The organism is Yaniella soli (assembly GCF_054782375.1).
Window position 1 is genome coordinate 18,783 of record NZ_BAAGSP010000021.1, and the last position, 14,669, is coordinate 33,451.

Consider the following 14,669-nt stretch of genomic DNA (forward strand, 5'->3'; position numbering starts at 1 on the left):
CAGACTCGTAGGGGCCTGCTGCCAGGTGGTATTTCTCGTATTCTACAGGCCCTCGAAGTAGAGTTTGTTCCCTTCTCGGGTGGCACCATCTTCAAGGCTGGGGATTTCATCATTTGCCGATGTGCTCAGGCGTCTAGCCATGACGCTTTTTTCAATATCCACCGATGACACCCGGTCAGTGTAACCAACCCCATGACTTGCCGCGGTCATGTAGGCGTCGTGGCCACCGATACCTTCCGACCAGGCTTCAAGGTCGCCAGCATTTTCATCGTAGAATTTGCTAGCCATTGCTTTGAGCTTGGCCATCGACTCGTCGTCCACCTCGAAGCCGTCATGCTGATCTTCACCGGTTTCCATAAAATACTCTTCATCGGCGGTCATCTGAGCATCTTGCACCGCAGACGATACGAAGTCATCAACAAAACCCTGTTTGGCTCGTTCGTCAACAGTTTCAGGATTCGGCAGCTTGGTGGCATCATGCTCAGCCAGCTTCTCCCGGATGATCGCTGAAACATCTTCTGACCCAAAAGTGCCGGGGTCTAGTTCATTGGCGAACTTCACACCATCTGATTCTTCCCACAGTTTTTCGGCAGCATCCTCTTCAGTGGTGGGACCGTCTAGGTCAGCATGGAAATCTAAGGCGAACGTATCGTCTGGGCCTGGGTCAAGCTGAACATTTTTGTACCGTTCGTTGACGACACCCATGATGACATCGGAGCGGTCATTGAGGTATTCGGTGATTTGGTCATCAGAGTAGATTTTGCGGAACTTCTCAATTTCGTCTGGCAAGCAGTGATCAAAGTTCTCATAAATGGTGCCCTCGACAAAATAACCGTCTGAGTTCACGATGCACGCGCGGTCAAACGCATCACTTGGCGGCGTGATGTCATGCGAGTCGCCGTCTTGAACTTCGATAGCCTCTGGAGGGGTGGGCAGTTCCACACCGGCCTCGGAGTGGTGTTGGTGGCCGAACTTTCCATCGGTTTTACGGGCATTTTCTAGACGGCCTCTGGCATCTGAACTCATATTGTGTGTCATGCACAGGTAGTGTCCGGTGAGCTTCAGAGATCGCTGTCATTCACCCAATCACCGGGTGTGGACTGTGTGTCGAAGTGCTGCCATTGGCCTTGAAGTTCGTTGTACCTCGGCGAGAGGTTACCCGACGGCCAGCCCTTGGACCGCTGATAGTGGTCGATGTTTCGCTCTAGTTCGGCAATATGCTGTCGATCCTGGTTATCGGTGCGTTCAAAAATCTCTGGCGTGTTCTTTTGCAATGATGCGATATCGAGACGGGCCTGGTGTGCCGACTTCACAAGGTTGTCAGCGTCGCGCTCCATGTCCTCGCGTTCGTCATCCAGATAGATCAGCGGGTAATACTTATCGGAGTTGTCAGTCCAGTAGGTGCGAATTTCCTTGTGAAGTCCACGGACCATGATCTCGCCGGTCTTTTGCTCGAAACGGTCAAGGTAGGACTGGTGAATCTGCTGATCCGTCTGACCCTCTCGGGCCATCCGGTGTAGACGATCCATGTCCTCGCGTTGAGCGATGCGGCGCTTGATGTTCTTGATGTCTCGGGCCAAATCGTAGTGCCTCTTCTCAGCGAATTGGACTTGCCAATAGGTAGCTGGAAGGAATGACCAAACAGGCTGTGTGCCTTCCTCTATCTCCCGGAGTTGGTTGACCAGGGCGATAGCCTGTAGCGCCTCGTGTGCCGTGGTGTAGAGCTTCACGGCCTGTGGGTCGTCTGATCGCAGCGTGCCGCCGATGTTGGTGTGCCGATCATCAGAGCAATAGGAGTCCTGGCAGCACAAGCATTCTTCGACATGTGTTACTTCTACCGCGCCGTCATCAGTCAGCTCCACTTCCCATCCTTCGGATTGCATATCGCCGATGAAAGGCTGCGAAGACAGGTGAAAGAATGTTCCGAGTCCATCAAGCGCATTATCAAGATTTCTTCTAAACGAGGTGAGCACTGCCTGGTGGTTGCCACCGTAACGCTCCATGGAAGGTTTGATGGGTGTAAACGTGTGGTCAAAAGCTGCGGCGAAGTCGTCGGTCGGCAAATCGGCTTTCGCTACGATCTGCTCGGCGATAGGCGGCATCTTATGGGGCAAGCTATCTACCGCTTGCTGACCGGTCATCATCGAATACTTTCCAGTGGGCTGGGACGCTGTCTTGTTGGTCATACTTCAACCGTGTCCGGCACCACTGATTGCTCAGCAGTGCCGGATTCCTTACCGTGTCCTAGCCGTGTGTTGGGGACTCCTTGCCAATCTGATGCTGGGCGAAGCTGACTCCGTCCAAGAATGCATCCGCCTCTTTCATCCTTGGGTAGCGATGTGTGAAGTCTTGGAAGTCTTTGCCGTGACCGGGGTATTTTAGGTGCGCCAGTTCGTGTACCAGCACGCCGTCGATGACCCACTGTGGCATCCCGCGAAGCATAGTAGAGATACGAATTCTTTTGGTCGATGGAGTGCATGAACCCCACCGTGTGGTTTGGTTGTCCGACCAGACGACCGACGATGGCTCAACCTGGTCACCAAGCCAGACTTTTGCCAGATGCAGGGCGCGGTCCATGAGGTCTTGGTCACTTGGGGCTTTATCACCGTGGTGTTGTCGGTTTTTTATCTTAGACATGAGTCCACGTGCCGAACGAATGATGTGTTCGTCACTGATAAATTCTGGCACGGACAGCTGAATCATGTCGTCGAGCATTGTTGCTGAGATGGTCTTTGCGCGTCGCGTGGAGGCAACGAGACGGATTTCTTCACCGTCAATCTCTACGATTGATGCGGTGCGTCCACCTGAGAGAGTCTGTATGTTTTTCCGTGTGAGAGTCTTTGTGTTCGTCATACATCCACCGTGTCCGGCACGAGGTGCAGGGTCATTCCCGCGGCCTGTCTCCGGTCTGTTCAAGCCATGATGCGACCCCGGCGTGATTGGTTTCCAATGCTTCGCCGATTGCTCTTAAGGACCACCCGGCAGCATACATGTTCCGTGCAACTTCGATCGTCATCGTCTCGATGGCTGATTGCATCTGGACGATGACGGCAGACTGGCCCAGCAGCGCTTCGATGCCATCACTTTCTGGTGGTCCGGGCTGAAAAACACCATCCACCGCGTATAGTGCATCAATCATGAATTGCCTCGGGTTAGCCTGTTCTTTCCAGGACTCAACCCACGATCTGCGTCGCGCCACATGATCTCCTAAGCAGCGATTTCAAACGGTAGTGGCACCTCGATCATGGTGCGTTTCGTCCATCGGCCCGAACCACCGGCCTCTAAATAGACCAACTGGGCGTTCTCGGTGATGGATGCAGTGGGTTCAAAGCCCTCGATCTCGTCGTACTGTTGATCGAAGCTGTACCACTTGCGCGCTCCCCAGCTCTGGCCGCCGTCGGAGGTCTCAACACAGCCCAGCAGGGTGCCATCGCCGTCGAGAATGTCGTGACGGTACACGGTACGTTCGACCATGGTGTGGTGGCGCTGCACATCGTCATCATAAACGTCGATCCACACTTGATATAGCTCGGTCAGATCGTATGGGGATTCTTGGCCGAGATCATTGGTCAGGCACCCGGTGACTTCGGGGCCGCCAAAAACGGGTTTGCGTGCGGTGACCTGGTAGGTGACGTTAGGCGCTGAGGGGTCTGGGATGACCAGCGTGCCGGTTGCAGTGATAGTCGGCGTGATGGTGCCCTCGTGACCGGTCAGAGCGATGGATTGGCGCTTTTCGCTGACCTTGTCGCCGTCGCGGTCGATGTGGCCAATGCCGAGAAATTCCCAGTCGTAGCCGTCATAGACGTAGCCCTCAATCATCGTGTATTCCACGATGTCATGAGAGTTTTCGGCTGTAGTCCACTGTTCAAGGTGCACATATTGGCCGGGTAGGAAATTGTCTTCGATCTCATCTGCGAGGTCGTCGTAGGTGAAGAGCTTGCGTCCAGTGTTTGGAAGTGTCGGAAAATTCTGAGGCAATGCGAAAGTAGTCATGCACTGTCAGTGTCCGGCGAAGCTTAGGATAAATGCAGACTTTTGACTCGTTTATAGAGGGTGCCAGCGACCTCGAAGAATCGGTGCAGGTCAGCGGTCAGTTGTTCATCGAGACCCAAGTGTTGAGCGATTTCTTTCACGTCAATGCCGGTGCTGTAAGCGACCTTTGCTGCATCGAATTCTGCCGGTGCAATCACCGGTTCGGGATCAATGATCATGATCTTGCCGTCCAGATGCATGACGTTTCGCATATCAAGGTCGCCGTGGCAGATACGCATTGGTCGCTGAGTCTGGTTGATCTTGATAGCTAGTAACGACATCTCTCCAACAGCACTGGTGTCCCCCAGCTGTGTGGCCCGTCGAACGGCCTCGATGATCTCTACTTCCAGTCGATCTGTGAGAGAAATGAACTGTGGAGCCACCGGTAAGTGGGTGAAACTCATGTTGCCGGCAAGCTGAACTATTTCCGCTACTTCTTCCAGCATGGGACTCTCTGAGGTGTGCAGATACCGCCCGTCAATGCGTTGCATAGCAATCGCACAGTGTATAGCCTCTCCGCTGGAACCTGAACCTACCGACAGACTGTGCACCTGTGGTCCAACCCCTGCCTCGGAGTACGCAGCGATAGCGCAGACGGTGTTGAGACCGTCCACCAGCGGTGATTTCACGATGACGTTTCCATCCTGTGCCGAGGCGACCACGGAGCGCCCAGCGTCTTGCACCCATCCGTCTAAGAGTAGGTTGCTGGATTCCGACAGTATGTGGATTGCTTGCTGTGAGCTGTTGAGTAAATGGTCCGCGTAGTCGCCGAAACGTTCACGGACCTTCCACAACAGTGAAGCGTTCAAAGTGTCAGCAACCATCAGATGTGCTGGCTCGTGAAAGGACAAAATGCTCCTGGTGCGATAGTCATAAAAATGGAAAGCGTCCCCGCGCCGATCAGCAAACAGTACGGGGGCACTTTCCTTCTTGCCGGTCTTAGGCGTCCGCGGTGGTTTCTAGGGTGTCTTCGTCAATGGCTGCCAGTTTCTTGCGTCGCATGAAGAAGTAGGCGATCCCAGCTCCGATCAACGCGATGCCACCAATTCCAGCGACCCATCCCCATGGTCCGCCGTCTGTTGGGTTACCGGAGTCGATTGCGACTTCTTCAACACCATCTTCGTCCTCGTCATCCTCGTCAACCGTAGGGGTTTCGGTCGGAGTAGGTGTCTTGGACTGGGTCTCGGTTGGAGTCGGCTCTGGGGTTTCCGATGGTGGAGGTGTTTCCTTTGGGGGGTCAGTTGGCTCTGGCTCTGTCGGAGTTGGCTCAGGAGTTGGCTCTGGCTCAGGAGTTTGAGTCGGAGGAGCCGTCTTCGTTGCGGCAGCTTCGGTGGTCTGATTGATCAAACCGGCCAGATCGTAGCCGTGGTGTCCGACGCCTGGCAGGACTTCGAGCACTGCGCTGTTGTATCCGGCGCTCTGATAGGTTGCTGAGCCTTCTTCGGCGGCACCAAGGGCCGACCATTCAGGAGGGTTAGTTTGACCGGGTCCGTCATCGGAGCCGGCGTACCAGGTCATCGGAATATGCGAATTGGCTGCTGATGGGACGGTGGACGAGCCAGAGCCACCACCGGCGATCAGGATGGCGCCACCATCAGTCATCCAGTCGGAGCGGTCCTGGGTCATCAGATCAAAGCTAATCAGCTCTGCACCACCCGAGTAGCCAGCCAACCAGGTGTGATCGGTGTCGAGGTTGCCTTTGGACTGCATGGCAGTGGCGAAGTCATCGACCCACTGAGCGTTTGCAGTGCCGTTTTCCCACCAGGTCCAACCGTTGGCGCTGGAGGCTGGGGATGGGGTCTTGGCTGCAAACAGAACCAGGTTCTTATCGTTGGCGTTTTGGGCCACGCTTTGCAACACTTCACCCTGCGGCTTCATGATCTGGGAATATTGTGGGTCTTCGGAGAAGTAGTCGCCGTCAAAGTAGTACAGTGCCCCAACGTCTTGCGACCAGTCGATGTCGTCTGCGTAGACGTGATACCACGACGAGTTACCGTTGGAGTCAGTGAACGACTGCTTCGTCGCTGTTTCAATGGGGTCCGCGGCCTGGGCTGGCATTGCCACACCAGTTGTGATGAGCAGTCCGGCAGCTACTGTGGCGGCTGCTTTGGTGATACGTTGCATAATTCCTTCGTTAAATGTCGGTTCGGGCAGACGGTTCAATTCAGACAGTGTCCGGCGGTAGATCAATCGAGACGCTGTCGCCTGAGATCGTTGCGACACCCAGCATTTCGGCCTCGACGACCAAGTTGTTTTCATAAAATGGCTGATCGGAGTTCTCACCGATAACCTCCCCGGAGCACGTGACGAAAAACGCGGTGGCTTCACCATCGAGCCGGAAGATTTCTGAGGGCAGACCCTGGCGCTCATAGAGGTCAATGGCTTGGGTTTGATAGACCACGAATTCACCCTGAGACTTCACGACCACCGGGGTGCCCTTGTCGATCATGTGCAGAGCTGAGAATGGGGCATTTTCACCATGGCCATAATCCACATGCGATGCGATGACACTGGCACCCTCGGGCGATCCAATGTCTGCGGTCTGGTCATAGAAAGTAGAGTGGGGCGGGTCTGGGAGGTCGAGCCATCCGTTGGTGTGACCGGTGGTGATCATGGGTGAGACTAAATCCAGGTCTGGCACTGCCACACCGCTGTCAACGTCTGCTAACTGCTGCTGAGCTGCTAAGACAGCTTCTTCAGGTGTGTGACCGGTGTTGGTGTCTATGTCAGTGGCGTCAAAGAACACCTCTGGTTCCGGCGCTGGCTCTGGCTGACTGTTGCTGATCCCCCACCAGACCAGTCCGGCTCCGGCCAGCATGATGAGCACGAAGAAGATACTGGGGAAGATTGATCGCTTCTTTTCCAATGGAACCCTTGAAGTGATGTGATTCGTGCCGGGCCATCAGCAGCTGTATGACCCGGCGCGAATCGTGGTTGCACTATCGGTGAGCTATCGCTTAGCTTTCAAGACCGGTAGCGTTTTTACGGCGGTAGGCGAGGTATCCACCGAGACCGACCAAGGCGATGCCTGCACCAGCTCCAAGTGCCCAAGCGGTGTTGTCACCGGGGTTACCGGAATCAATGCTGACTTTTTCAACCTGATCTGGAGTGGTTGGCTCCACCGGTGGGTCCTCTGGGATGACTGGCTCAGCTGGGTCCTCTGGGACTGGTTCACCTGGCTCGTCTGGGTGAGGCACGTAGGTGGACTCGGATGGAATTCCGAATTCAGAAACATATGGCTCCACGCGATCCGAACCGTCGAAGCTGGTCACAATGGTGTAGTAGCCGACTTCTTCAAATTCCTTAAAATCAGCGGAGAGGATTTCACCGTTGACCGCTGGAATTGTGACGACATCATGCACTGGAGCGTCTTCTGGGATGTCCTCGGAGCGTTCTGGCATGGTCTCGAATGGTCCATACATGGTCAGCTCTGCTTCACCAGTGTCCGATGCGTCCAAGTTCGCACCGTCTTCGGTGATTGGCAGGATATAGCTACCATCAGCCTGTGGCTGGTTTTCTGGTGGTGCCATCAGGAACGTTTCACCGCGGTCAACTGCGTGGTCCCATGGAAGGCCAGCGAACCAGACTGTGTCATGCACGGTACCACCTTCATGAGATGAGCGGTCGGAGATGTCGGACGATGAGATGATTTCCCATGGCACGACGGTGGTTTCGTCTTCTTGCCATGTTGGGCTTTCATCTTCTTCATCGCCCCATGGATCGGTTTCATCAGTTTCTTCGATGGTCTCGACCCAGAAGTAGTAACCGCGGTCTTCCACAGTGAGCGGTTCGGTCTGGAATTCGCCATTACCTTCGATCACTGTGGAGACGGTGCCGACAACCGGTGCGTCTTCTGGTAGCTCTGTACCCTGCTCTTCACGGTGATCAAACGGACCGTAAAGGGTTGAGTCCACGGTGAGTTCTTTGCCCTCTTTGTTCCCCGAGATCATCAACGTGTCATAGATTTCAGCTTCGGGTTCTGCACGCTGCTGAGAGGTCATCGTTTTGACTTCTGGTGACCATGGGACCAGCGAGGTTTCCTCGGTGATGCCGTAGTCGGAAGTCCATGGCTCCATAGTTTCGGTGCCTTCGATGGTCTCGACCCACACGTAGTAGCCGGACTCTTCGATGGTGATGGTCGGCGTATCGTAGGTGCCGGAGCCGGTGACAACGGTTTCTACCGAGCCGACAGGCTCAGCGGTTTCCGGGATGGACTCTTGACGCTCTGGGCGATCATCACCGGCGTAGTACAGGGTGGAGGTGACAGTGACATCTTCATCATCTGGAACGCCGTCAACGGTGATCTTGTCGAAGAGCTCCGTGCCTGGCTCAGCGCGCTGCTCGGAAGTCTCGGTGGTCACCGATGGAATGTGCTTGACCTGCATGTCGGGGATGGCACCATCAATGGAGACTGGGGCCTGGTGGGTGACACGGTCTTGCAACACGTCACCGTAGCTGTCTTCACCGAACTCGACTTTGGTAACCGTATTGTTTGGCAGCGAATCGTTGGTCTCAACCGTTGCACCAATCATCCCGGCACCAGTGACCTCGACCTCTGGCTCATCACCTGGGGCGAGTGTCTTGGTGGTGGAACCGTCGGAGAATTGAAGAGTTCCGGTCAGTTCTACAGTGAGCTCGATTTCATTGCCCACGGTATTCACGCCGCTGCCCAGCGAGGTGCCGTCAGCCATCACGTTGAGGTTGGTGAGCTTACCAGTCGAACCAGGCGTGACACTTTCGCCGCCGAAATCGAACTCCGGCTGAATCGTGTAGTCGCCGGTGTACTGCTGGGCGTCGGTAATCCAGCTAGTAGCGGTATCCAAGATGGTGTTGAACGTGCCGTCGTTGTTGTTCGCCTTTTCGTAAGCCCAGGCGTTACCGTCACGACCATCTGCCTCATTGTGGTCAAATAGCTCGTGCATGGCTAGTGCAATTTCAGGGTGATTGGAGCCATTGGCGGCGTGCTTAGCAACGATGATATTGGCAACCTGAGCTTCGGTACCGGTGATATTGGAGGTGCCAGCTGGTGGAGGCAGCTCGGTGTTCTGTCCGTTAGCTTCTTGGGACCACTGAATGCACCAGGTGTAACCATTGGGTGCTTCGCTTCCTCCGGTATAGCCATGAGTTCCCACGGCTCCGACATAGGTTCTGTCGCCTTCATCTTCGCCGTCATCAATGTATGCACTGTAGACCTGGGTTGTTTGGCCATACTGCGGCCCCCAGTAGACATCCTGAGTATTTGAGGAGGCCTGTGCGCCGGGGACGACGAGAAGTGCCCCGCCGACTACTGCTGCTGTCAGCCCGAAAGCTGCCAGTTTTTTGCCACCGCGTTTTACCGGTGAGCAGGAGAGTTCTTTCACTATGTTTTCCTTCTGCTAAGGGTTTGCTGATTTGCTAGTTGGAAGACTGGAGTGCACGGCGAGTGGCCGCGATGTCTTGATACGTTTGAGTCGGAGTGAGCACGCTGAGCAGCGCAATCATCAGATCGATGGCTGCTGGAGGGTTCTGAGCATTGATGTTTGCGCTGGAGCCAGCATCAGTGCCCAACCATCCGCGCTTGCCCAGGATTTTCTGTGAGGATTTCAGTGGTCCATGTCCGTAGGCGAAGATACCGATGTGCTGGCTGTTGATGCTCAGGAGTTTGTGACGAAGACGATCAAGGTGTGGCTCTTCTTTTGGCTGGATCATCGTGAGAATCCAGTTTCGGAAGTCAGCGTCCAACGTGTTGAAGTCGGCCACTGCGACATCTTTGTCAAAGTCGATGGTCTCGCTGCGACCGTCATCAGCTAGGACCTTCTTGAAGTCTCGAACGCCTGCCAGTGGACGGGCTTCGATGCCCATGCCGATGACGACGCGGCGACCGTCCGTATCTTCGGGGCGACGTTTGATAGTTGTGGTGACTACCACGAAGTCTTTTGGCGTGACCGACATGATGTCGTGCATCAAAGACATGGCCAGGCCACCAGAGCCAGTCAGTGTCAGGACTGGCACAACCTCGTCACCTTGGATTTGGTAAGCGTCAACATACGTTGGCTCTTGGGAGCCGACTGGAGATGGGACACTTGCGATAGCCAGTCGTCCGGCCATGGTGCGGTCAGCGTTGACCATCACCTGGTTTTTCAGCAGATCAAAAGCTGCTGAGTTGGCTGGGGCTGTTGTCGTCATAGAACTCACTTTTCTTACGTTGTGAAGGGCCACCGTGAGCGACCATTCCGGTAGTAGTGTCCGGGGCTTGGACACACTTGGCCTCTGCACAGTGTCCGGCAGGATTTTTGTCAGTCTCCCAGCAGCGCATCGTGCTGTACCTGTGCTCGTGAACCTGCTGCCGAGTTGAATGTCGGAGCAGGTTCGACAAGGTGCTTCATGTTGTCCGGCACAGGGTCGGTGGGGCTTGACAGGTCGATGTCTGCATCACCGAACACGTCAAAGATTTGGGCTTGCGATGGGCGGATGTCAGCGTTTTGCTTAATGCCCATACTGATCAGCCACTCGCGGTACTCGTCAGTGGATCGGTAGTAGCCTTTGAACACTGCTGGGTTGGACCCTTGGGGTTCGATGGAGCCTGTACCTCGGGCAGCTGTCGGGTCTTCACGAATGTTTGATGGCACCCGAGGAACACCCTCTGGGTCGTTGAAGATCAGCCGGCGGTTGCCCTCAGTTGGGTTTGCTCCCAGCAGGACTTTGTGACCGAGGTTGCTTCGTAGTTTTGGTCGCAAACCGGTATCGGATGAGGCCACTTGGGTGGATAGTGCCAGGAATATTCCGGCAAAGCGCATTTCGGCGGCGATGTCGTTGATGCCCTTTTGCAGAATTTCTTTGGCCATATTCTCCATCTCCGCATCTTCTTTCATGTCAAGCAGCACTTGCGGAGAATCTTTATTCGTCTTGGGCACCGGCTCTAGTGAGAACAGCACGGTGACTTCATCAATGACCACTAGCAAAGGCATGACCCGCTCGTAGGGTGGTAACTGTGTCCAGTTTTGGACCTGGTTACGCGCGATGATGGCTGATCGGCGTGACTTTTCTTTTTCGATCATCTTGGTGACCGTGGCTGATTCGTAACTGTTTTCACAGCCCCATCCCCCAGGCATAACGAAGTCTTTGCACCATAAAAAGTCCACCGCCTTATCAGGGGTGTCGATGATGGCAAGTTGTGCTCCGCGTGCCAGAAATTGAGCAATGTAAGAGTTGACGACCGTGGATTTACCGGCCTGGGCGATACCACCGATTTGGACGTGTTGGTGAGCTGAGATGTCGATGATCTGCTCGGTATGCTTCTTGCCGGGCTCGGGCAATGCGATGCCGATAGGAATGTGGAAGTGATCTTTTTTCTCAGGGTTGAACGGTTCGACTTTGGACGGCAACGGCGTGGAATACACCGCTTCAAAGGTCGGCAGTTTTGCCGGGATAATGGAACCAGTTCGTGCCCGAGTATCCGTTTCAAAGTACCAACCAGGCTGACCGATAATCGTCTCGGTCACCTCGGTGAGCGCCTTGTCGTGTGCTGATGGTCGGTAGGTTGCCGGCACGGTGAAATCAAAGCCACCTTTCGACCGTGAAGTCACCTGAATGTCCCACGCTTCGCAACGCAACGCGGTGGACAAGGCGTCTCGTGCAAGTACGATACTTTCGTCGAGTTTTGACAAGATGGCACGACGACGGTGCGGCTCGAAAGTGGTCATGACATAGCCTGGGTAAGCATCGGCAAAGGCAAGCGCACGCTTCTTGCCATCCCGCTCGGTGGTGCCGGTTGGTAACGGCACTTCAATAGATGCCTTACCGGTGTGCGAGGCGATGGCGGATCGGTTTTCGCGGCGCAACACAACTTTGCCGGTCGCGGGTTCAAAGTTTTCCATTTCAAACCCGTCACCGTGCTCTGCTGCGACCGCTTTGACGACCTTGTCGATGTGGCGCTGATTTTCAGAATCGAATGCGTGGCCTACATTGACGGTAATTCGGTCGATGCCGATAGCGATGACGCTCACCTCTGCTGATGCTCTGGCTGACGAAAGCCTTCTGACTTATGTACTCACCTGTGCATCATGCAGGGCTTTTATTCTTCAGTCTTCCCGAACCGTTCTAAAGAGTTGGCATGATCGATGACCGGTGACTGCTCTTGATCCCAATAGTGACGACGGGTGACCTCTGGAGTGGAATGTCCGCCTTGTTTGGAAGCAGATTCGATGCCGTGTGTTTCGGCGATCTGAGACAGGACCGTTTTTCGAGAAGTGTGGAATTTCAGTCGTTGCGGGACATCAATGCCCAAGTCTTTTCTGGCACGTTCAAATGCTCGCTCTGCTGTCCCATAAAGACTTCTCACATGGAATGGATTGCCGGCGTTATTGAAAAATACAAGACCGGTGGCGTTTTGAGGCATCCGTCGTTTCAGAATCTCTATGCCGAATTGAGGCAGGGTGAGTTTCTTGGTTTTGCCACCTTTAGGCGACCCGATCACATTGGTCTTCTTGTCTCTGGTGAGCACAGCCAGTTGGATATGAACCCATCCTTGTGTTTCGGGTCCCTCTGGTAGGTGCACGTCTTCCCACGTCATTCCTAGCACCTCTGAGATGCGGCACCCTGTGGCCAGCGACATGTCGTAAATGTCGAGGATGCATTGGTTTGAGTTCGGAACATTTTCCATCCAGTGTCGAAGTGCGGTGCGGATGTTTTCGATTTGTTCGTCACTCCATGACACAGGCTTGGGAGCTCTGTAGCCGACTTGCGGGATGCTTCGTGCAACGTTATGTCGAACGATCCCATTCTGGATAGCAAAGTCAAAGAACTTGACGAGTAAACTGCGACATTCGTGGGCGGTTCCAAGCAGACCGCCATCAGGTTTGACTATGTTTTGCAATGCTTGGTGAAGTGAACCCGCGGTGCATTCTTCTAAAGTCATATCGCCACATTGCGGACTCAGATGGTTCCTGTACCGGCTTTCCAAATCTCGAATAGTTCGAGGCAATGGCCGGCGTGGTGAGTGATCGTTACGCACAGAGTCAAAGTATCGCTGAGCTAAAGCGTCAAAGGTTACAACGGTAGACGCTTCTTCTCGGGTGATAATTTTTTCGGATAAATTGTGCCATTTAGTTTTCAGCGCGCTCGTTGCAGCTGCTTTAGTCGTGGCACGAGCTGTCAGATTACGCCGTTCACCCCAGGAGTCTCGATACAGGCATCTTGCGACCCATTTTTTCGGCCCCTCCTGTCGGTGACCGATTTCCCCACGTTCCCCAATGCGAAGTCGTTGCCTGGCCATATGCCCCGGTTGCTCCTATAAGATCAAAATACAGCTGATTTGCAATAGAAGAGTGTCCGGGGATTTTTGGACGAGGGGCAGAGGAAATGTTGAACCAAAAGTGTTCGTAAAGTGTTCATGTGCTTTTTCGACATTTTGGTTCGTGTAGAACAGGGCCAAAGATAACCCATGAATTTCAGACAAATCATCAGATCGGCTAACTAGTAAGACCGCACCAGCAAGCCGATCTGATGGACATCTTCACCTGAATGACTGAAGTGAAATTCGCGCTTCACTTCACCTATGTTCAGCGAATATTCTGCGAGAAAACCCGGTCATAAAGTTCGCGTTTACCAAATGACATGGGTCTCCTTGGGAGGATGTACGGGGTTATTCACTTGCTTCGGGGGTGTCTGCTGGCATGGGGTCAGCCGAGTGCAGGATATCAATGACGAACACGAGGGTTTCATCTGCGAGTTCGTGATCTTCATCTTCACCGTAGGCCAATTCAGGTGGGATCGACATAATGACTTGAGAACCAACCTGTTGCCCCTCCAGGCCGTCTCGCCAACCGGCAATGAGATCCTGGAGTTCAAACTGTGCTGGAGCGCCGGTATTATCTTCGCCCCAAGAGGAATCGAACTCTTGTCCATCGGACCACGAAATGCCGCGGTAGTGAATCGTGACATACGAGCCGGATTGTACTTCTGGTCCGTCACCTTGTTTCAAGACATCAACCGTGAGGTCTTCCGGTGGGTCGCCTTCCGGTGTTTCGATGGACGGCGCGTGGGTCTCTTCATCCAGCGTCACCGCAGGTAAGGTCTCGTTCAGCTCTGCGGAATCGACTGGTTCACCGCTCGCATGTGTTTCCACCAAATCCTCAACAGCAATAATATTCAGATATGCGGGTGTCCCCTGCCCCAAGGTGTCAGCAGGCAGGTAGAACGCCATATCCGAGCCCATGGGAGCACCTACCAGCGCGTCGTGAGCTTGCGGGTTCTGTGACGCAAATTCTTCGGTGAGTTGGAGCGTTGAACCGCCCAAATCGAAGTCGTGGCTGAGCACTTCTTCCGACTCAGTATCCACGTTGGCGGTGAGAATCTGGAGTAGGTCACCTTCTTCGATGGGTTCACCGTCACCTTCAGAGATAATCCATGCGGTGGGCTGGTCCAGCTCCAGTTCGCCGTCGATTTCGGCTTCTTGCGTGTCACCAGAGATGTCGTAGGAAATATCGACGTCTGGATTGTCTACCGGCTCCGAACCGTTTTGTGTATCGTCACCGTCATCAGATCCGCACGCTGTCAGTGCCAGAGCGGCGGTGAGAAGAATGCCCGCAGCGGTGGCGAGTTTGGGGCGGCGTTGTTGAGGTGACATGTACTTCCTTGTGTTGTTGTGGTGGTTCGGT

The 14,669-nt window shown here is 54.4% G+C and carries 13 protein-coding genes; all 13 read right to left on the reverse strand.

Annotation, left to right across the window (positions count from 1 at the left end):
* Nucleotides 1-42: 42 nt before the first annotated feature.
* Nucleotides 43-1,038, reverse strand: a complete 996-nt coding sequence (locus tag ACYVJT_RS11085; protein WP_343957804.1) for a hypothetical protein — start codon at nt 1,036-1,038, stop codon at nt 43-45.
* Between the two features lie 23 nt (nt 1,039-1,061).
* Nucleotides 1,062-2,186 carry a hypothetical protein gene (locus tag ACYVJT_RS11090; RefSeq protein ID WP_343957806.1) on the reverse strand — a complete coding sequence of 375 codons (1,125 nt, stop codon included), beginning with the start codon at nt 2,184-2,186 and terminating at the stop codon, nt 1,062-1,064.
* A gap of 58 nt (nt 2,187-2,244) precedes the next feature.
* Nucleotides 2,245-2,853, reverse strand: coding sequence for a M48 metallopeptidase family protein (locus tag ACYVJT_RS11095; RefSeq protein ID WP_343957808.1), 609 nt, complete (start codon nt 2,851-2,853; stop codon nt 2,245-2,247).
* A gap of 31 nt (nt 2,854-2,884) precedes the next feature.
* Entirely contained in the window at nt 2,885-3,139 is a 255-nt protein-coding gene (locus ACYVJT_RS11100; protein ID WP_343957810.1) for a terminase gpP N-terminus-related DNA-binding protein, read from the reverse strand.
* A 68-nt stretch (nt 3,140-3,207) separates the two neighbouring features.
* On the reverse strand, nt 3,208-3,993 hold the full coding sequence (locus ACYVJT_RS11105; RefSeq protein WP_343957812.1) for a hypothetical protein: 786 nt from the start codon (nt 3,991-3,993) through the stop codon (nt 3,208-3,210).
* A gap of 23 nt (nt 3,994-4,016) precedes the next feature.
* Nucleotides 4,017-4,883 carry a hypothetical protein gene (locus ACYVJT_RS11110; RefSeq protein WP_343957814.1) on the reverse strand — a complete coding sequence of 289 codons (867 nt, stop codon included), beginning with the start codon at nt 4,881-4,883 and terminating at the stop codon, nt 4,017-4,019.
* Between the two features lie 88 nt (nt 4,884-4,971).
* A complete protein-coding gene (locus tag ACYVJT_RS11115) occupies nt 4,972-6,156 on the reverse strand; it encodes a hypothetical protein (protein ID WP_343957816.1) in 1,185 nt (394 codons plus the stop codon).
* Between the two features lie 40 nt (nt 6,157-6,196).
* The gene (locus ACYVJT_RS11120; protein ID WP_343957818.1) at nt 6,197-6,898 is read right to left on the reverse strand and encodes a class F sortase; all 702 of its coding nucleotides are present in this window, start codon (nt 6,896-6,898) and stop codon (nt 6,197-6,199) included.
* Nucleotides 6,899-6,989: 91 nt separating this feature from the next.
* The gene (locus ACYVJT_RS11125) at nt 6,990-9,392 is read right to left on the reverse strand and encodes a hypothetical protein (protein WP_343957820.1); all 2,403 of its coding nucleotides are present in this window, start codon (nt 9,390-9,392) and stop codon (nt 6,990-6,992) included.
* A 34-nt stretch (nt 9,393-9,426) separates the two neighbouring features.
* Nucleotides 9,427-10,197, reverse strand: coding sequence for a hypothetical protein (locus ACYVJT_RS11130; RefSeq protein ID WP_343957822.1), 771 nt, complete (start codon nt 10,195-10,197; stop codon nt 9,427-9,429).
* Nucleotides 10,198-10,307: 110 nt separating this feature from the next.
* Nucleotides 10,308-12,017: a cell division protein FtsK gene (locus ACYVJT_RS11135; RefSeq protein WP_343957824.1), complete on the reverse strand. Its 1,710-nt coding sequence runs from the start codon at nt 12,015-12,017 to the stop codon at nt 10,308-10,310.
* A gap of 68 nt (nt 12,018-12,085) precedes the next feature.
* Nucleotides 12,086-13,285, reverse strand: coding sequence for a tyrosine-type recombinase/integrase (locus tag ACYVJT_RS11140; RefSeq protein WP_367618752.1), 1,200 nt, complete (start codon nt 13,283-13,285; stop codon nt 12,086-12,088).
* Between the two features lie 369 nt (nt 13,286-13,654).
* Nucleotides 13,655-14,638, reverse strand: coding sequence for an FKBP-type peptidyl-prolyl cis-trans isomerase (locus ACYVJT_RS11145; protein WP_343957828.1), 984 nt, complete (start codon nt 14,636-14,638; stop codon nt 13,655-13,657).
* Nucleotides 14,639-14,669: the final 31 nt, after the last annotated feature.